This window comes from Sporosarcina psychrophila (genome assembly GCF_001590685.1).
GTDB lineage: Bacteria > Bacillota > Bacilli > Bacillales_A > Planococcaceae > Sporosarcina > Sporosarcina psychrophila.
This window is the reverse complement of the sequence record NZ_CP014616.1, coordinates 1,538,246-1,556,864: the sequence shown is the minus strand read 5'-3', so window position 1 is coordinate 1,556,864 and position 18,619 is coordinate 1,538,246. Positions and strand designations below refer to the sequence as shown.

The 18,619-nt window shown below is 42.0% G+C and carries 16 protein-coding genes; 5 read left to right on the top strand and 11 right to left on the bottom strand.

Translation table 11 applies throughout. From position 1 onward, the window contains the following. The first annotated feature begins 5 nt into the window (after positions 1–5). Both AZE41_RS07505 and AZE41_RS07500 read left to right on the top strand, forming a co-directional pair. Complete coding sequence (locus AZE41_RS07505; RefSeq protein ID WP_067207531.1) at positions 6–653, top strand: acetoin utilization AcuB family protein; 648 nt, start codon at positions 6–8, stop codon at positions 651–653. Beyond that, complete coding sequence (locus tag AZE41_RS07500) at positions 650–1,816, top strand: acetoin utilization protein AcuC (protein WP_067207529.1); 1,167 nt, start codon at positions 650–652, stop codon at positions 1,814–1,816. Before AZE41_RS07505 ends, AZE41_RS07500 begins: the two co-directional genes overlap by 4 nt. 491 nt (positions 1,817–2,307) lie before the next feature. On the opposite strand, the gene ccpA is transcribed toward AZE41_RS07500, so the two are convergent. Then, the gene (gene ccpA / locus AZE41_RS07495) at positions 2,308–3,306 is read right to left on the bottom strand and encodes a catabolite control protein A (protein ID WP_067207526.1); all 999 of its coding nucleotides are present in this window, start codon (positions 3,304–3,306) and stop codon (positions 2,308–2,310) included. A 444-nt stretch (positions 3,307–3,750) separates the two neighbouring features. Here ccpA and AZE41_RS23445 point away from each other — a divergent pair, with 444 nt between their 5' ends. After that, on the top strand, positions 3,751–3,882 hold the full coding sequence (locus AZE41_RS23445; RefSeq protein ID WP_255428627.1) for a hypothetical protein: 132 nt from the start codon (positions 3,751–3,753) through the stop codon (positions 3,880–3,882). A 66-nt stretch (positions 3,883–3,948) separates the two neighbouring features. Here the strand turns inward: AZE41_RS23445 and AZE41_RS07490 are convergent, their stop codons facing one another. After that, positions 3,949–5,034: a bifunctional 3-deoxy-7-phosphoheptulonate synthase/chorismate mutase gene (locus AZE41_RS07490; RefSeq protein ID WP_067207524.1), complete on the bottom strand. Its 1,086-nt coding sequence runs from the start codon at positions 5,032–5,034 to the stop codon at positions 3,949–3,951. Positions 5,035–5,322: 288 nt separating this feature from the next. Here AZE41_RS07490 and AZE41_RS07485 point away from each other — a divergent pair, with 288 nt between their 5' ends. Beyond that, positions 5,323–7,335, top strand: a complete 2,013-nt coding sequence (locus tag AZE41_RS07485) for a cell division protein FtsA (RefSeq protein WP_231885789.1) — start codon at positions 5,323–5,325, stop codon at positions 7,333–7,335. Positions 7,336–8,048: 713 nt separating this feature from the next. Here AZE41_RS07485 and AZE41_RS07480 read toward each other — a convergent pair. The 9 genes from AZE41_RS07480 to AZE41_RS07440 all read right to left on the bottom strand — a co-directional run bounded on the left by AZE41_RS07480 (position 8,049) and on the right by AZE41_RS07440 (position 18,085). Further along, positions 8,049–8,765: a YtxH domain-containing protein gene (locus AZE41_RS07480; protein WP_067207519.1), complete on the bottom strand. Its 717-nt coding sequence runs from the start codon at positions 8,763–8,765 to the stop codon at positions 8,049–8,051. Between the two features lie 212 nt (positions 8,766–8,977). Continuing rightward, complete coding sequence (locus AZE41_RS07475; RefSeq protein ID WP_067207516.1) at positions 8,978–9,472, bottom strand: DUF948 domain-containing protein; 495 nt, start codon at positions 9,470–9,472, stop codon at positions 8,978–8,980. 329 nt (positions 9,473–9,801) lie between these two features. Then, complete coding sequence (murC, locus tag AZE41_RS07470) at positions 9,802–11,115, bottom strand: UDP-N-acetylmuramate--L-alanine ligase (RefSeq protein ID WP_067207514.1); 1,314 nt, start codon at positions 11,113–11,115, stop codon at positions 9,802–9,804. Positions 11,116–11,229: 114 nt separating this feature from the next. After that, a complete protein-coding gene (locus AZE41_RS07465) occupies positions 11,230–13,839 on the bottom strand; it encodes a DNA translocase FtsK (protein WP_197485381.1) in 2,610 nt (869 codons plus the stop codon). A 94-nt stretch (positions 13,840–13,933) separates the two neighbouring features. Beyond that, on the bottom strand, positions 13,934–14,539 hold the full coding sequence (gene ytpR, locus AZE41_RS07460) for a YtpR family tRNA-binding protein (RefSeq protein ID WP_067207512.1): 606 nt from the start codon (positions 14,537–14,539) through the stop codon (positions 13,934–13,936). Continuing rightward, positions 14,536–15,354 carry a DUF1444 domain-containing protein gene (locus tag AZE41_RS07455; protein ID WP_067207509.1) on the bottom strand — a complete coding sequence of 273 codons (819 nt, stop codon included), beginning with the start codon at positions 15,352–15,354 and terminating at the stop codon, positions 14,536–14,538. Before AZE41_RS07455 ends, ytpR begins: the two co-directional genes overlap by 4 nt. Before the next feature lie 444 nt (positions 15,355–15,798). Continuing rightward, the gene (locus AZE41_RS07450) at positions 15,799–16,314 is read right to left on the bottom strand and encodes a hypothetical protein (RefSeq protein WP_067207506.1); all 516 of its coding nucleotides are present in this window, start codon (positions 16,312–16,314) and stop codon (positions 15,799–15,801) included. 99 nt (positions 16,315–16,413) lie between these two features. After that, the gene (locus AZE41_RS07445; RefSeq protein WP_067207503.1) at positions 16,414–16,935 is read right to left on the bottom strand and encodes a DUF84 family protein; all 522 of its coding nucleotides are present in this window, start codon (positions 16,933–16,935) and stop codon (positions 16,414–16,416) included. A 76-nt stretch (positions 16,936–17,011) separates the two neighbouring features. Then, on the bottom strand, positions 17,012–18,085 hold the full coding sequence (locus tag AZE41_RS07440) for a M42 family metallopeptidase (protein ID WP_067207501.1): 1,074 nt from the start codon (positions 18,083–18,085) through the stop codon (positions 17,012–17,014). A gap of 177 nt (positions 18,086–18,262) precedes the next feature. Between AZE41_RS07440 and AZE41_RS07435 the strand changes: the two genes are divergently transcribed. Continuing rightward, the gene (locus AZE41_RS07435; RefSeq protein ID WP_067207498.1) at positions 18,263–18,577 is read left to right on the top strand and encodes a peptidase M4; all 315 of its coding nucleotides are present in this window, start codon (positions 18,263–18,265) and stop codon (positions 18,575–18,577) included. The last annotated feature ends 42 nt before the right edge of the window (positions 18,578–18,619 follow it).

The window sequence follows — 18,619 nt, the reverse complement described above, 5'->3', positions numbered from 1 at the left end:
ATCAGATGCTAATTGAAGAAATAATGATAAAAGATGTTCTAACCCTATCACCAGAAAATACGGTAAAAGATGCACTTGACGCCATGCGGGATAGAAAAATTCGCCACTTGCCAATCCTATCTATGGATGGCATAGTAGTCGGCATCGTGACAGACCGAGACTTGAAAGAAGTTGTTCCCTCGTCCATTTCCGAAATAAAAGACAGTAGCCCATATGATACTTTACTTTCTGAAGTGATGACGAAAAATCCGATTACCGGACATCCAATGGACTTTGTTGAAGAAGCAGCGGTACTATTTTATGATAATAAAATCGGTTCACTGCCAATAGTGTCCAATAAAAAATTAGTTGGAATCATCACTGAAACGGATTTACTTTACAAATATATTGAATTAACGGGCGCACATCAACCTGGCTCACAAATAGAAGTACGGGTTCCTAATACACCTGGAATCCTTTTCGAAGTATCCAAAGTTTTCCACGAGCAGAAATTAAACGTTTTGAGTGTGCTCGTCTATCCCGATAAAGAGAACGAAGCAAATAAAATTCTTGTCATCCGGATTAACTCAATGAATCCTCTCAAAATTATTGAGGGATTAAAGGTAAGCGGATTTGAGGTCCTTTGGCCAAATGTCCCGGGCATTGACGTATGAAAAAAGATGCCGTTTTCATCTTTTCAGAAGAACAACTTGGATACTCTTTTTCAGATTCACATCCATTTAACCAAAAAAGAATTCTCTTGACTCTCGACCTTTTAAAGAAATCTGGGGCCATTCAAGATAGCGATATCATCGCCCCTCGCATGGCAACAGACGAAGAATTACTTCTCGCTCATGATAAAAAATTTATTGAAATAGTAAAAAAGGCTGGTAAAGGTGAACTAACTGAGGATGTTGGTAGCATTTACGGTATCGGTACAGAGGATACGCCAATTTTCCCGAATATGCATGAAGCCAGTGCTATGCTGGTCGGCGGTACATTGACTGCGGTAGATGAAGTGATGCAAGGACGCTCTAAGTATGCATTGAACCTAGGCGGAGGTCTGCATCATGGATTTCATGGACGTGCTTCCGGCTTTTGTGTATATAATGACAGTTCAGTTGCCATAAAGTACTTACAAAAAAAGTACGGGGCACGCGTTCTTTATATCGATACAGACGCTCATCATGGAGATGGCGTTCAATGGAGCTTCTACGATGACCCTACAGTCTGTACACTGTCCATCCATGAAACTGGGCGTTATCTGTTCCCTGGAACCGGAAGTATAACCGAACGCGGCAATGGTTCTGGCTATGGGACTTCCTTTAATTTCCCGATTGACGCTTTTACAGAGGATGAGTCATTCCTTTCTGTTTATAAAACAGCCATAAAAGAAGTGACTGAATTTTTCAAACCCGATGTCATCTTGACACAAAATGGTGCAGATGCGCATTATTTCGATCCCTTAACCCACCTTTATGGAACAATGGATATTTATAAAGAAATCCCTCGGGTTGCACGCGAAATTGCAGAGCAATATTGCGAAGGCCGCTGGATAGCCGTCGGTGGTGGCGGATATGATATCTGGCGCGTTGTCCCAAGGGCTTGGGCTCATATTTGGCTGGCGATGAAAAATATCCCTACACCTACTGGTCCACTGCCAGAGGACTGGTTATCAACGTGGCAGGAGCAGTCTCCCGTTACACTTATTCCGACTTGGGAGGATCCTGTACCACTATACGAACCTATTCCACGAAAAGATGAAATCAACGAGAAAAATGCACAGATGCTTAGCCGAGCCTTACATATGATCCGCAACGAAAAAATTGACAAATAACCACGTCTGGTGAGACTGGCTTGATATCCCCCATTTTCACTGGACCATTTCCGGCTCGCTTTCGGCGAAATATTCGTGACATTTTTACCGAGAGGCATGTATGGCTAGAAGTGACACTTCTTTAATAAAAAAGAGAAAACCCTATAGAAAGTTTCGGCCACCAAAATTGCATCTTTGGCGGCTTTTCTCTAGTTAAGAAGCCAGCTATTCTTTCGTCCTAAAAAGCTCTAAATGCACTTCGTGTACTTATGTAGTTGAAGAACGACGGATGAAGGACTACCCTACGCATCCAGACATCCGGTAATCGTAATAGAAGTCAATTCCAATCCAAAGCAATCCAAATGCAACTATACACGTCGCAGCCAGTGTGTGATCAAGTTACTTGCTGGTTACTTTGGTTATTCAACAGACGTGACAAATAGCAGTATTATTCCTCAAAAAGAGCAATCCCCTTCAGCCGGATATATCCGATTGATAAGATTGCTCTTTTTTCATTTCATAGATTTACGTTCTTCAAGCCGGAAAGGTAAAATGACCTGTTGCTCTTCAACCTCTTCCCCATTCATCAATTTCGTCAACAGACGCATTGACACTGCACCCAAATCATAGAGCGGAACGACAATAGAAGTGAGTTGCGGTCTTACTACCCTTGCCAAAATTGAATGTTCAAAACAGATGAGTTCGTAATCTTCAGGTACAGATAGTCCTCCATCCCTAATTCCATTCAACAAACCGACAGCAATCGCATCACTTCCTGCAATGATGGCAGTTGGTTGACCCTGCAATTCACGGATTTGTTTCCAGCCCTCATATGCACCATCGTACGTATCTTCCATTTCAATGACAAACTGCTCATCGACTGGAATATCCGCATCTTGGAGGGCTCTCATGTATCCCACTTTTTTACTGATACGGTTGATATCTCTTGTAAATGGCCCCGAAACAAACACGATTTTCGTATGACCATTTCGAATTAATTTATTGACCGCCACATAAGCAGCTTCTTCATAATCAATATTCACCGTTGCTAATTGTTTTTCCACGTCCAACGTTCCAGCCAAAACGATCGGAACATTCGCTGTGGACATTCCGGCACGAACTTCATCAGAAATCGAATCACTCATAAAGATGAGCCCGTCCACCTGTTTACCGAGATGGTCTTCTATTAATTCTACTTCTCGGTCTGTGCTCTCATCGGAGTTCGACAGGATCATATTATATTCGTACATCGTCGCAACGTCCGCTATTCCACGGGAAAGCTCCGAGTAGAAACTTTTCGAGATATCAGGAACGATGACTCCGATTGTTGTCGTCTTCTTACTAGCCAGACCTCTCGCAACTGCGTTCGGTCGATAGCCAAGCCGTTCAATGCAGTCGAGAACTTTCTTTCTCGTTGCAGGTTTTACATTTTGATTGCCGTTAACGACACGGGAGACCGTTGCCATTGAAACATTAGCCTCCCTGGCTACGTCGTAAATCGTTATAGCCATTAAAATTCCTCCTTCTATATACATTCATTATACCTTATGTCACATGTGTTGATTAACCAAATTTAACGAGTAAATAACTCAATCAAATACTAGGCGCTCGTGTACAGTTACGTTTGGATTTCTTTGGTTTAATGACTCTTATATGATTACCGGGATATCTTGATGTATATGGAAGCCATAAAGTCGCATTCATATACATTTTTCCGGTAATCGTATGGTTATCGTTCACCCGTCGCTCCCCAAAGGCATATGTACACAAAGCACTAAAGCTTTTCAGGACGAAAGAAAAAGTCGCTTCTTATCTAGAGAAAAGCCTCCAAAGATACAATTTTGGCGGCTGAGGCCTTCCCCATTGTTTTGTCTTTTTTCAGCAAAGGAAATATTCGTGACAAGATGACCATGGAGGAATGAATTGCAATTCCTTCCCAAAGGGAGTGGCTAAGAATGACGAAGTCATTTCTAGCCACTCCTGTCCTCGGTAAAGGTATCATGATTATTTCGCCGCAAGCGAGCCGGAAATGGTCCAGTGAAAATGATGATTTTCAAGCCTTTCTTACCAGTGTATTATGCAAGTAGATGTTTAATCAACAGATGTGACCTATGTAATCAAAACGCCGGAACCATTATAGGCCCGGCGTCTACTCATGAGATTGTTGTGTGCGTGTTCATGAATTGGTTAATTGCGTCATAAAATTCATCAAATTGTTGCAGATCCATCTGTTGTGCAGAATCGGATAATGCAACAGCTGGATCTGGGTGCACTTCAGCCATTACGCCATCCGCCCCAACTGCTATCGCAGCTTTCGCTGTAGGTAGTAACAAATCTTTTCTACCTGTTGAGTGTGTTACGTCAACGAAGACCGGAAGATGCGTCTCCTGCTTCAAGATTGGAACGGCAGAGATATCTAATGTGTTGCGAGTTGCCCGTTCATATGTACGGATACCACGTTCACAAAGGATGATCTGGCTATTACCTTTAGAGAGTATATATTCAGCTGCATGAATGAATTCATCGATTGTCGCTGCAAGTCCACGTTTTAGAAGAACTGGTTTATTAATCATTCCAGCTTCTTTCAACAATTCGAAGTTTTGCATGTTACGTGCGCCAATCTGAACTACATCGATATATTCAAGCGCTTCTTCGAGATGTGACGGCGTAATAATTTCCGTAACAACTGAAAGACCTGTTTCATCAGCAACTCGTTTAAGTATTTTCAAACCTTCAAGGCCGAGACCTTGGAAATCATATGGCGATGTACGAGGTTTGTAAGCTCCTCCTCTTATCATCGTTAACCCTTTTGCTTTGATGGACAATGCAACAGCTAAAACCTGCTCATATGATTCGACTGCACATGGACCGTAAATGAATGACGGTGTTCCGTCCCCAATTTTATGGCCATTAATGTCGACAATCGTATCTTCGGCTTTTCTCTTACGGGAAACAAGCAAAGCATTGCGTTGGTCGTCTTCTTGTATCTCAAGTGCAGACATGAATATTCCTTTAAAAATCTGTTCAAGTACTCCATTAGGTAACGGACCGTTGTTAGATTCTTTTAAGAAGTTAAGCATTTCACGTTCGCGAATCGGATCATACCGATTAACACCCTGCTTTTCTTTTACTTTACCAATTTCTTGGACCACAGTTGTTCTTTCGTTAATAAGATCCAAAACTTTACCATTCAGCTCGTTTACACGGCCGCGCAATTCATCTAAATCATTTTGTCTCATCTGTCCGTCTCCTCCCCGTATATATAATTCTCTTTCAGTAGAGAAGAATATATGTTACATTTTTGATAATAGACCTAAGTATAAAGAAGACTATTTGAAAAGTCACGTTATTTCTACTTATTCTTTTAAATACGGGACATTTATCGACAGAAAGGATGAATAATTCTGGCTACTACACTATTTGCACTCGACATCGGGACGCGTTCTGTCGTTGGAATCATCCTGATTGAAGACAATGGTATTTTTCATGTTGCTGATCTTGTTTCGATTGAACATAAGGAACGTTCAATGATTGACGGACAAATACATAACATTTTAAGTGTTGCAAACGTCATTTTAGAAATCAAAGGAATTCTTGAGGAAAAGCACGGTCCTTTGAAACGGGTCAGTGTTGCTGCCGCAGGTCGTGCATTGAAAACATCGGAAGGGTCAATGGCTATCGATATTTCAGAAAGGTCCCTCATTGCTGACGAAGACGTCAATCGTTTAGAACTTGCAGCAGTCCAACAAGCCCAGCAAAAACTGCTGTCCTCCGATACAGTGACAAAAGACGACTATTATTATTGTGTCGGTTATTCCGTTCTTTACTATAAACTTGAAGGTGATGAAATAGGTAGCCTGATTGATCAGGCTGGACGGTCTGCTTCTGTTGACGTCATCGCGACATTCCTTCCTCGAGTCGTCGTCGAATCACTTCTTTCTGCGCTCAAACGTGCAGGACTCGAAATGGAAGCCCTGACACTGGAACCGATTGCAGCTATCAACGTCCTAATCCCACCATCCATGAGACGCCTAAACGTCGCGCTTGTCGATATAGGTGCAGGGACATCAGATATAGCTATTACCGATAACAACACCGTTGTGGCTTACGGAATGGTGCCACTTGCAGGTGATGAAATTACAGAAGCACTCAGCAACCATTATCTCCTTGACTTCCAACTTGCTGAGACTGCAAAAAGAAGTATTACAACAGAAGATACAATTGTCATGACAGACATTCTCGGCTTTGAAGATAATGTTGCTTCAAGTGATGTAACCGCTATTATTAAACCTGCTGTAGATCGGCTTGCCAAATCCATTTCGGATGAAATCAAGCGCCTGAACAATGGAGTTTCCCCTAAAGCAGTCATGGTTGTTGGCGGCGGTAGTTTAACGCCGGGGCTGACAAAAGAAATTAGTATATGCCTAGGACTACCCGAAAACAGGGTAGGTATTCGTGGGTTGGATGCTCTCTCGGGAATTACATTGGAACCCGGTATAGCTTCATCGCCAGAACTCGTCACACCAATCGGTATCGCTATCGCAGCAAGAAGAGCGCCGATTCATTATATGTCCGTGTCCGTAAATGACAAGGTGCTACGACTCTTCGAATTAAAAGAGATGACCGTCAGTGATGCACTCCTTGCAGCAAACATTAAAGCCCGTCAACTATACGGTATGCCCGGACTTGGAATGACGATAACAGTAAATGACAATGATATAATAATACCAGGAGAACATGGTACCCCCTCAACAATCCTATTAAATGGGGTAAAAGCAAGTACAAAAGACTGCATTAAAAATGGAGATACAATCAACTTACTTCCCGGCAGTGATGGTACTAACGCAATAGCGACTGTGCGTGACCTTGTTGAGGATATGAGAGCCATCAGTGCAATGTTGGACGGAGTTGCCGTGCAATTGGAGCCCCTTATTCATATTAATGGAATTCTAAAAAGCATCGATACATCGATACAAGACCGTGATAAAATCACAGTTTCACACACCAAGACAGTCGCGGCAGTATTTGAAAAAGCACATCGAAATGACCTTTTAAAGGACAATCTTTTCACAGTATCCGTCAATAAAAGAACGGTCACCTTGAAAAAAAAGAACAACGAGTTCTTCATCATGGGGACTTCGGTGCAGCCATCGCACGTACTGAAAGATGGAGACCGAATTACAACCCAAAAACCGCCATTCCCTACCATAGATGAAGTTGTAGCTGAGATAGGTAAAAAGGCGTTCGATAAACTAACAGTACTATTCAACAATGAACCCGTCACAATTCAAAAACCACGTCTTACCTTTACTTTAAACGGGCATAGTGCTGAAGTATCTGCCATTGTAAAACCTGGGGATCATCTTGATTTTGTATCACTAAGTGAAAGTCCTATTACTTTTGGCGACATCTTTGCGTTTACAGATTATAGTTTACCCGAAAACCCATCAAGTAATTATAAACTGCTTCGAAACGACACACCAATCGGATTCAACGATGCTATTTTCGGCGGCGACAGACTTGAAATTAGTTTTACGTAAGAAAAGCGGAAGACGCCGGTTAGCCCCGACAAGCGCTGGAGGTCTTGTAGATAAAGGCGCTCTTTGCCTTTTCTGCAAGACCGAAGCGACTCGAGGGGCTGGCGTCTGAAGTCTAGACAATAAGAAAAGCGGAAGCGCCTTGGGAGACCCGACAAGCGCTGAAGGACCTTAAGATAAAGGCGCTCTTTGCCTTTAACTTGAGGTCCTAAGCGACTCGAGGGGCTAGGCGCTGAAGTCTAGACACTAAGAAAAGCGGAAGACGCCGGTTAGCCCCGACAAGCGCTGGTGGTCTTGAAGATAAAGGCGCTCTTTGCCTTTTCTGCAAGACTGAAGCGACTCGAGGGGCTGGCGCCTGGAGCTAGACAACAAGAAAAGCGGAAGATGCCGGTTAGCCCCGACAAGCGCTGGAGGTCTTGTAGATAAAGGCGTACTTTGCCTTTTTTGCAAGACCGAAGCGACTCGAGGGGCTGGCGCCTGGAGATAGACAACAAGAAAAGCGGAAGACGCCGGTTAGACCCGACAAGCGCTGGAGGTCTTGTAGATAAAGGCGTACTTTGCCTTTTCTGCAAGACCGAAGCGACTCGAGGGGCTGGCGCCTGGAGCTAGACAACAAGAAAAGCGGAAACGCCTTGGTAGGAACATTTATACTTGCTTACCTTTAAAAAAAGTCCATCTACTCATATTTGAGTAGACGGACTTTTTTCTATTACTTTTTATTTTTCAAGAATGTCTGACACATAGTTCTGGTTAGTTATTTTATCTTTACCAAGGTTCTCGCTATTACCATAAGAGACATCACTATTGCCAGTTGTAGCTTTCTCAGCATTATTAGCTTTTCCCACGACTGCTTTTTTTACAGCTTCTGCAGTAGCTGTAATACTTTCTTCTCCAGCCTCAATAGTATTTTCAACTTTGGATTTAGCTGTATCAACGAAATCAATAGACTCTTCGCCTTCAGAAGATGCTGTTCCATCATCCATCGGCATAGATGTTTTCGATTTCATCGATTTCACTTTATCGACAAGTTGTCCAGACTGTTCTTGGATTGTTTTCGATAATTCACCAGTCTTCTCTTTTGCGACCGAAGTTAGCTCTGTAGCTTTTTCCTTCGCAACAGAACTGATTTCAATACTCTTATCTTTCAGTTGAGTTGCTTGAGTTGTAAGGTTTCCTCGCATTTCACTACCCGTTTTTGGTGCCAAGAATAGTGCCGCAGCTGCTCCGATAACTCCTCCCACAAGTGCACCCATTAAGAAGCTTCCCGCTCCTGAACTTTCATTTTCAGCATAGAAAGAATCTGTATAGTCCTTGTTATAATCATAATTTGTCGGTAGGTATGATGGTTGGCCATACGCATTTTCATAACCTTGACCACCCTGGTTGTATTGTGGGTCATTATTATTTGATTTCACTTTGTTTTCTTCACTCATATCCAATTCCTCCTGTTTTTTAAGTCTATATATATATGTTGAAATAATGAATCCTATTGTATCCGCTACGACGCTAGAAGATGCCTCTCGCCCTAAGCCAGGCAGCTTTCACCACAGTCTTAGGGCTTTCGGTTACCCCAATTATGGCGCCTTCACGTAATTTAAACACGCATTTATATATTCAACTTAAATACTTCATATTTAAGTTCTATTTATCTGCCTTTATTCGGGCTAGGCAATCTCTTTTGGCCTGGTACTGGCTTGTAAACAGTCCACCCTTTCGCGCTTGCCTTACCTGTCTTCCGTTCCTTTACTTTACCCATTATATCGATAACCACATTGCTCCATTGAACGATTTGTGCAATCTTGTCACTGTTCCGTTCTGCCTCTGTAGCGATATTGCTGGAAACCCTTCTAACGGAGGAATTGAGTACTGTGACAGACTCGCCTACGCCTTTCACAGCTTCGACAACAGTGTTCAGTTTTTCGGCTTTCTGCTGAATGTCTTCTGCAAGTTGATTTGTTTTATGAAGAAGTTCTGTTGTTTCCGTTGTTACCCCTTCAAGTTGAGTTGTCAACCCTTCCATTGTTCCAGAAACACTGTGTAATGTGTTCTTCAATGAGGATAGGGTCCTCGCTAAACTAATGCATAAAATCAAAAATGCGATTGCAGCGACAATTGCCGCTATGTACAGTAAATTCTCCACGGTACTGCCTCCTTCAAATACTCATATAACATTGTCTACCCTTGTCAAAGGTAAAATAAACGTTATACACATTATTACTTCTTCGACATTAGTCTTCATTTTCCTTCATCAAACTAGAATTCATTTTATTTTTTGTGACAACTTATTCATTCCCAAAACGAAAAAACAGCTAGCCCTGGATCAAGTTAAATCTTTCCCGTCCAGGGTCAAGCTGTTTTTAATTCATATATATGTTGATATAAAGAATTTCAACGAATTCGTTGCGGCTCAAGGGGATGGCTTCGCTGTTTATATAACTATGCTATACATTCAACTTATATAGTGTCCTGTTAAACCGTTTCTTCTTTATCAAGGTAAGACTTGAATGCGCTCATGTATTTCTGAACATCGCCTGCCCCCATAAAGAGGTATACTGCGTTTCCATGAGATTCAAGTGATTTATTATCATCTAGATCAAGATGCTTTGCACCCGGAATTATATTAATCAAGTCATTAATGGTTAAAATACCTGCCTTTTCACGTGCGGACCCGAATATATCGCATAAATAGACGTGGTCAGCAGTTGAAAGACTTTCCGCAAATTCATTCAAAAGGGCAGCGGTCCGCGTAAATGTATGCGGTTGGAATATCGCAACAATTTCACGGTCAGGATATTTCTGTTGCGCAGTTTGCAATGTCGCCTGGATTTCAGTAGGGTGATGAGCGTAGTCATCCACAATAATTCGATCTGCTATTTCCATTACCGTAAAGCGCCTTTTAACACCATGAAAAGTAGACAGTTTTTCTTGAATAGTGGACGCTTTTACTCCTTCATAATGACAGAGCGCAATTACACCTAGCGAATTCAAGATTGCATGATCCCCAGCCAGCGGTATTGTAAACGTATGATAAAACTCATTCCTTACAAAAACATCAAAGGATGAACCTTCCACAGTTTTGATGATATTTTTCGCAGCAAAATCATTCGACTCTTCAAATCCGTAATAGAGCACTGGAACATTGGCCTGAATTTTTTGCAAGTGTCTATCATCACCGCAGGCAATTAGGGCTTTCTTCACCCGGAGTGCCATTTCACCAAATGCGTCCATCACATCCGCTAGATCCTTAAAATAATCTGGATGATCAAAATCGATATTTGTCATAATCGCATAGTCAGGTTCGTATGCCAGGAAATGTCTTTTATATTCGCAAGCTTCGAATACAAAGTACTCGCTGTCTGCTGGGCCACTTCCCGTACCATCTCCAATTAAATAGGAAGTAGGTGAATGTCCAGATAACACATGAGCAAGCAAACCCGTAGTCGATGTTTTACCATGTGAGCCTGTAACTCCGATCGATATGAATTTCTCCATATACTTTCCTAAAAAGTCATGGTATCGAATAATTTCGAGGCCAAGTTCCTTAGCCCTTATAAGTTCTGGATGGCTATCAGGAAATGCATTTCCTGCGATAACTGTCATTCCTGATTTAATATTGTTTTCATCAAATTTCAACACAGTTATTTTTCTTTCATGAAGCGGATCTTCTGTGAAGAACCATTTCTCCACGTCTGAACCTTGTACTTCATTCTCAGAATCGTGAAGTATTTGGGCGAGCGAACTCATTCCAGCGCCCTTAATGCCAGTAAAATGGAACAACGTCATAATGCAACCTCCCGGGATCATTTCTGTTCCCCTTAATTAAATATCATTAGTTTATTCCCTCTACAATTATCAGTTAAGTATTTTGATTTACAGCCCGCATTGCAAGGCTCCTTACTATTCTATACGATCTGTAAGTCGATCGAGATCACTTTCTGTCAAAAAGACATCACGTGCCTTACTTCCCCGCGGCCCTGAGATGAATCCACTTTTCTCCATTCGATCCATTAGTTTGGCGGCTCGATTGTATCCGATACTAAAATTACGTTGTAACAGAGACGTTGATGCACTGCCTGTTTCATGGATAAAGAGACAAGCCTCTTCAAAAAGTGGATCGGCTCCTTCTTCTTCAATACTACTTGCAAGAAGGTCTTCTTGGCCAAATAAATAATCTGGTGTTGCCTCATTCCGAACGTGTTCTATTATACGCTCTATTTCCTCATCCGTGACAAATGTACCTTGTAGTCGAACGCCAGAAGATTGTCCATTTCCAATGTATAGCATGTCACCTTTCCCAAGAAGCCTTTCTGCTCCAGGGGAATCAATTATTGTCCTAGAATCGATTTGTGATGAAACTGAAAATGCGATTCGTGTTGGGATATTCGCTTTGATTGTACCTGTAATAACATCGACAGAAGGACGCTGTGTCGCGATGATCAAGTGGATACCGCATGCACGTGCTTTTTGTGCAATTCGACTAATTGATACTTCGACATCTGCCGGCGCCATCATCATTAAATCTGCAAGTTCATCAATGACAATTAAAAGATAAGGCATCTTCAAAGAGAACCGACGACTTTCTACAACTGCTTTATTGTAACGCTCGATATCCCTCACACCTGCATGAGCAAGCAGCTCGTAACGTCTTTCCATTTCCGCCACTGCCCATTTTAGTGCAGCAGTTGCAGCTTTGACGTCCGTAATCACGGGACTAATTAGATGTGGTATGCCGTTGAATGGTGCAAGTTCTACCATTTTAGGGTCAATCAGCATCATTTTCAAGTCTGTTGGTGTAGCTTTGTAAAGCAAACTGACCAAAATCGAGTTAATGCAGACGGATTTACCTGAACCTGTAGCCCCAGCAATCATACCATGTGGCATCTTGCGGAGATCTAAGGTTACTGGTGTTCCAGTTAGGCTTAATCCAAGCACAGCCTCAAGGGGAGACGTGGAAGCTCTGAACTGTTCCGTCGCAATAACTTCGGATATCCGAACAGGTCTTGTCTTCCGATTTGGAATTTCAATTCCTATGGAACTTCTTCCGGGAATCGGTGCTTGGATACGAATATCTTCGGCTGCTAGCGCCAATTTTAGGTCATCTGTTAAATTACGTACTTTACTCACTTTAGTCCCCACTCCGACAGTCAGTTCAAAACGAGTGACTGTCGGACCTTGCATCGCTTCGATAACGGTCGCTTTAACCGCAAAGTGCGACAACGCTTCCTCAAGCTTTTCAGATTGCGATTCCAGCCACTCTGTATCTTCGATTTGTGATTCAGGGGGGATCAGATAATCCAGTGACGGGAATGCGTAATAAGGTTCCTCTTCTTCTAAGGTTTCGCCAGCTATTTCTTTCGTCTCTACCAAAACCTCTTCTCGAATGTCGACCAAAGGTTTCGTACTTATCGGCTCAGAGATAGTTACTTTTTTGCTTTCATTTGGAACTTTCACACTTAAAGGTTCTACTACTTTTAGCTTCTCTTTATCGGACTTCAACATCAATACATTGAATGGAACAGTCCGTTCTTTTTTTGTTACTTGACTTTGTTGTTCTACCAATTCTGGAATGTCTGGAGAGGGCTCTACTTTTACTTCAGCCTCTACATCAGGTAACGCATCCTTAGTATGGTCCACTTCATCCGAAATAATTCCCTTAAAGTCCTCTTCAATCACTAGTGATTTGATTGTAGCAAATTCATCCTTAGAAAGCTCTATGGCATCTGGCAATACTACGGTCTCTTCGTCCTCAGTTACTGTCGTTTCAGTTTCGTAGACTTCAACTTTTAGCGGCTCTATCTCACTAGATGTGAGTTCTCTGCTGTCATTTTCAATCACAAAGTCCTCGTTCAAAATTGGTATACTACTCGTTTTTTCATTTTCATAATAAAATTCATCCGTCTTTGTCAACTGTGATTCTGTAACAACTACCTTTTCTTCCGGTGGCTGCAACTTCACTTCTTCCGTTTTTAAAGGTGTCGTTACTTCTCTCCTTGGATTAATAAATCCATGAACGGGCGAAGGTACTGCGGTCGGTGTAAATGGCTTACTGGAACGTTTTTGTACCGTCACATTCACTTTCGGTGGAAGTTCCTCCTGAAGAGCCTTTTTTGTGGAGGAGAAAGAACTTCTTTTTTCTTTCTCTTTTACGCCATATTTTTGTAATGAATCAGCCCTAAAGATATTGACTGTTCTGTTATCACTTGGCCATTTAGCATTTTCGGAAAGTGGTTTCGTTTCATAATTATCGTCCGCATCTTTATTTTTAGTTGTGTATTTCGGATAATCTACTTCAGTAACAGATTCATCGTCCCAACCATATATTTCTGCATCTGAGATAATCGGAAAGCGAAATGATGTGTTGTTACTAGTTTCATTTTTATTTAATGATTCGTCAATTTCATTTTCAGTTTTTTCATATTCTGTTTCCACTTTATTATTGTCTTCATCCGGTCCAAATAACCGGTCTACTATTGTTTTAAACCAACTCAAGACTATCACTCTTTTCATGTCAATCACTCTATTTTAACAGTACTGACACGACAAAATCAAATCAATTTATGAAAACAAAAAAACGTACCAAACCGGTACGTTTTTCGTGCTCTTATTTTGTGAAGATTTCACCAGTAACAGCATTGTAATCTAGTACTAAAATCCCTTTTTCTTCAGGCGCGTCAGGCAAACCTAGTTCTTTTGCTGAGCAAATCATTCCAGCCGATGGAACCCCACGCAATTCTGCATCACGAATGACCATTCCAGATGGCATAACAGCTCCAACTTTCGCGACAACAACCTTCTGGCCCGCATCCACATTCGGTGCTCCACAGACAATTTGAACTGTTTCACTGCCAACATCGACCGTGCAAACACTTAACTTATCGGCGTTCGGATGCTTTTCTTTTGTCAAAATATGTCCTACAACAAACTTTGGTGTAAAGTCTATGTCAAGTTTAATCTCTACGCCATTCTTTAGAAGTGCGTCTTGCAATTGCCCTGCCACCTCTTCAGTCAGCTCAACTTCCCCGACTGCTTCATTTTTCACGTAAGATGATGCATTGAATAGGTTAAATGCAGTTAATTCTCCAGTAACCTCGTCATGGATTAACGTAACATCCCCTTGTGACTTAGTTACAATAGATTCTGGACGTGTAAGTGCAAGCTGCACAAGCAACACATCTCCAACACCATTTATGTTATAAAAAATATTCACTTTTTCTTTCCTTCCCTTCTTGCTAAACGATTTTTAGCCATAATGAAAATTGGTTCAAGTTTTCCATCTTCATAGATAAATGATAAAGATGTAACCGGTACAGTGCCAGTGGTAAAGAAATGCATAGCCATTTGCGCAAGTACATCATACCCCGTATCGTTCCGGATATCACCAATAATTAGTACATCTTGGTGTGGGACAGAAACAGTCATATGACCCTCGATTTTCGCTTCCATCTCTTTCAGAAATGTGCTGTTCAATATTCTACTAGCATCATAACCATCGTTATTATTGACAAAGTAATAGATGTTACCCGAGACTTCATCCTTCTTCATCGCGGTCGGTAATGCTCTTACACGGAATAATGCAGACTCTGTTATCTCCGTTTCAGACATACCAAGAGACTCCAACATACTTTCATCAATTAACCGGTAGGTAGTTCCAAGGTCAAGTGCATAATAGATACACGTTTCAGCCGTATGGTCCTTCATAAGAAAACGATGTCCTACAGCAGATTCTTTCGGAAACGATGAAGACCTGATCACAGGATAAATAATCGTACTATCAGAGAATCCTATTGATTGTTCTTTTTCCATCGCTTTAAACGTCTCACCAATTGTATAAACTATTTCTTTTATTGCCGCCTCTTTTTTCTGTTCATATTTCACAAGAATTTCCGGGAGTGAAATATCCATCCCTTTTTTTAGAACCGAATGCTCTAGACGAACCTTATCCGTTTTCCGGTCAAATCGCCACTTGAAATGTTCAGATGGAAGATGCTCTTTTAAAATTTCAACAAGCTGCGCAGAATTCATCTATTTTTTCCTCCATTCATTATGAAAAGCGTAAGGCGCCTTCTAGACTCGACAGGCATAAGTCGATTCAGGGGAAGGCAGTCTAAGAGCGCGACGTCCTGTCGCAACGACTGCATACCTGCATCCTTGCAGGCACGACGTGGCGTACTTTACCACATAGCTGGATTGCTTTCAAGGAACCTAGCCTAAGTACGCCGCGTCCTGCGGCAATGGCTACGTGACCCCACCTCCTGTGGGCCTCCAAGCGGCTGGCGCCTGGAGCCTAGACACTTAGAAAAGCGCAAGGCGCCGTTTAGACGCGACGGGCATAAGTCAATCCAGCGACGTGGCGCACTTTGCCACATAGCTGGATTGCTTATGACCCGAGCGGCTGGCTCCTAGAGCCTAGACACTGTTCCGTGTCGAAAAACTTAAACCCTCTTACCTTTTCTCGGAAAATTGCATCTATTCTTGATTAATAGAACGCACGATTTCCATCATTCTTGCTAGGTTTTCTTCGATGTTTCCTTTTTTCGTCATTGTCGTCATTTTTGATCCGCCCACGCTCGTCATAAGCTCAACATCGTCATTGCCGCTTTTGATTACCGCCGCAAAACCAAAAATGCCTTCATCCGTAAACGTTGCCTGCTCGACAATTTCTTTACTTTTATCAGCAAGAAGCAAATCATAAAACAGTTTACTGTCATTTTTTTCATTTGGATTGACAAAAAGGATAAATGTTTCTTCTTTTTTCGTAAAGACGATATTTTGTGCATCTGACTTATCATTCATCTTAAATCCGGCAGGTAGATATAGTTTAATGCCGTCAATCTCTTCAGTACGTTTTTTATCATTCGAGTGAAATGCTTCTCTCGCCGCTTCGACTCCTGAAGTTGCACTTTCGTCAAGCGTTTTACCACATGCTACAAGCGTTAATACAGATATCGTCAACAGGAATATGAATTTCCATTTTCGGAACATTCGATTTCCCCCAATCATTAATTTAAACACTATTTATCATTTTAATGTTGTTACGGATTACTTGCAACCAAAACACGTTGCAATCAAGCACTTCGATATTTACTGGGATTGCAGATGGTATTTATATTGTCCCACCAAAAGCTGTAAAATATGTACGAATAGTTCATCGCGTTTTACCGCGTTCGCAGTCAGCATACCGATAGCTCCTTCCTTCATCCGAATTCCGCTCAACTTGAAATAAGTATCGACAACCGGACCCAGTTCTTTCCCAGCCATCAACTCATCCGCAATTTCTTTCGGTAATGGAATCTGTGCACCTCCTGCTGTAAACCTCGTCCCATCAGGAAGTGTCAACGCACCCCAGTTACAGAGATACATCTGTCCCTCAAGAATCCGGACACCTCCTTCCAGCCCGATCCCAATTGCACTTGCTTCCTTCCCCGCTGCGCGTAGTGCACGATTAATTGCACCAAGCCTAGTTTCATCATCACTAAAAGGTTGGTCTGAAACACCTGACCCTACCTCAGTCTCAGCAATAAGTGCCTGCGGAAAATGAATTGCCAAAACTTCCTTAACTGCTTTTACTTTTGCAGGGTTCGTAGATCCTATCATAAATTCCATCCATATTCTCCTCCATCCAAGTAAAAAACCGTCCTCTACGCCATTTAATAGCGCAAGGACGGATTTCAGTTTATAATTATACGTTACTTTTAATCGTTGCTACAGTTGTCTTATCACATGCTTTAACAAGTTTCACAAGAAGCTCTTTTGCTGCTGCGTAGTCGTCGGTGTGAATGATAGATCCCGATGTATGGATGTAGCGTGAACAAATACCAATGACAGCACTTGGAACACCTTCATTCGACGTATGGACCCGTCCTGCATCCGTCCCCCCCTGTGAGAGGAAATACTGATAAGGAATATTATGGGTCTCTGCCATATCAAGGATGAATTCGCGCATACCGCGGTGAGTTATCATAGAACGGTCAAAAATCCGGAGTAATGTCCCTTTTCCAAGTTGACCGAATTCATTTTTGTCACCCGTGGCATCATTTGCTGGACTTGCATCTAGCGCAAAGAATAAATCCGGATTGATCATCGTTGCGGCTGCCGCAGCACCACGAAGTCCAACTTCTTCGAGAACATTTGCCCCGGAGTACAAGTTATTCGGCAATTTTTCACCGTGCACTTCTTTTAACAATTCGATTGCGAGTCCGCAACCATAGCGATTATCCCAAGCTTTAGCAAGTATTTTCTTGTCATTCGCCATCGGAGTGAACGGGCTTACTGGAACAATTTGCTGACCTGGACGAATGCCGATTTTCTTCGCATCTTCTTTATCGTCTGCACCAATATCGATAAGCATATTTTTTATATCCATTGGTCTATTTCGTACTTCATCACTTAACAAATGCGGCGGAATCGAACCAATGACACCAATAACTGGACCGCTATCCGTAATAATTTCAACGCGTTGCGCTAGTAGTACTTGGTTCCACCATCCGCCAAGCGGTTGGAAACGAATCATTCCGTTATCCGTGATCTGACTAACCATAAATCCAACTTCATCCATATGACCCGCAACCATTATACGCGGGCCGTCTTCAGGCCCTTTTCTAACGCCAAAAATACCCCCCAGATTATCTTGGATCAATTCATCAGAATACTTCCCAAGTTCTCCACGCATATAACCACGAACTGCATGTTCATTCCCAGGGGCACCCGGAAGTTCGGTCAAAGTCCTAAACATTTCAAGTGTATCTTTTTGCATTAAATAGTTCCTCCCACTTTTCATATATGTACCTACTGTATATAGTGTAGTCGATTATTCAGAAACTTTCCATCGTTTAATTCGGAAATCGAATTACTATTTCAATAGACTGGCTTGGCAAAGATAAGTAAAATTGTGGTACACTGTTTGAAATACCGACTATAGGGGGTAAAAAGAATGAAAGTATCAGATTTCCTAGCAGGAGTATTAACGGGTGTTGCGGCTGGTATTGTTGTCAGCGAAACAATCGATCGAGTTAACCAAAATGTTTCAGCAGACTCTGTTCTAAACACAATTAAAGATGCTTTTAAAAATGAAGGTCCGATAGATGGTTCATGGATCGTCATGAAAACTGAGCCTTTCACAAACAAAGTCATTACAATGGACGTTTACCGCGGCGGCATATCACGCATTAAAGAAGGCGAACTGGAACAATTCGAATTTGCAGCAGATGCAAAAACGGGTACAGTCGTTGAACTCATAAAAGCTTAAAACAATGCGCCGAAGTCTATATATATCAATAAAAACCGTCAC

What these genes read in the sequence shown, in the direction of transcription:
- AZE41_RS07480 (WP_067207519.1), bottom strand. Translation starts at nt 8,765, where the DNA reads ATGAGTGAAGAAAACAAAGTGAAATCAAATAATAATGACCCACAATAC.
- AZE41_RS07490 (WP_067207524.1), bottom strand. Translation starts at nt 5,034, where the DNA reads ATGAGACAAAATGATTTAGATGAATTGCGCGGCCGTGTAAACGAGCTG.
- AZE41_RS07450 (WP_067207506.1), bottom strand. Translation starts at nt 16,314, where the DNA reads ATGTTCCGAAAATGGAAATTCATATTCCTGTTGACGATATCTGTATTA.
- ccpA (WP_067207526.1), bottom strand. Translation starts at nt 3,306, where the DNA reads ATGGCTATAACGATTTACGACGTAGCCAGGGAGGCTAATGTTTCAATG.
- AZE41_RS07455 (WP_067207509.1), bottom strand. Translation starts at nt 15,354, where the DNA reads ATGAATTCTGCGCAGCTTGTTGAAATTTTAAAAGAGCATCTTCCATCT.
- AZE41_RS07485 (WP_231885789.1), top strand. Translation starts at nt 5,323, where the DNA reads ATGATTGACGGACAAATACATAACATTTTAAGTGTTGCAAACGTCATT.
- murC (WP_067207514.1), bottom strand. Translation starts at nt 11,115, where the DNA reads ATGACGTTGTTCCATTTTACTGGCATTAAGGGCGCTGGAATGAGTTCG.
- AZE41_RS23445 (WP_255428627.1), top strand. Translation starts at nt 3,751, where the DNA reads ATGACGAAGTCATTTCTAGCCACTCCTGTCCTCGGTAAAGGTATCATG.
- AZE41_RS07500 (WP_067207529.1), top strand. Translation starts at nt 650, where the DNA reads ATGAAAAAAGATGCCGTTTTCATCTTTTCAGAAGAACAACTTGGATAC.
- AZE41_RS07505 (WP_067207531.1), top strand. Translation starts at nt 6, where the DNA reads ATGCTAATTGAAGAAATAATGATAAAAGATGTTCTAACCCTATCACCA.
- AZE41_RS07440 (WP_067207501.1), bottom strand. Translation starts at nt 18,085, where the DNA reads ATGCAAAAAGATACACTTGAAATGTTTAGGACTTTGACCGAACTTCCG.
- AZE41_RS07465 (WP_197485381.1), bottom strand. Translation starts at nt 13,839, where the DNA reads ATGAAAAGAGTGATAGTCTTGAGTTGGTTTAAAACAATAGTAGACCGG.
- AZE41_RS07435 (WP_067207498.1), top strand. Translation starts at nt 18,263, where the DNA reads ATGAAAGTATCAGATTTCCTAGCAGGAGTATTAACGGGTGTTGCGGCT.
- AZE41_RS07445 (WP_067207503.1), bottom strand. Translation starts at nt 16,935, where the DNA reads ATGGAATTTATGATAGGATCTACGAACCCTGCAAAAGTAAAAGCAGTT.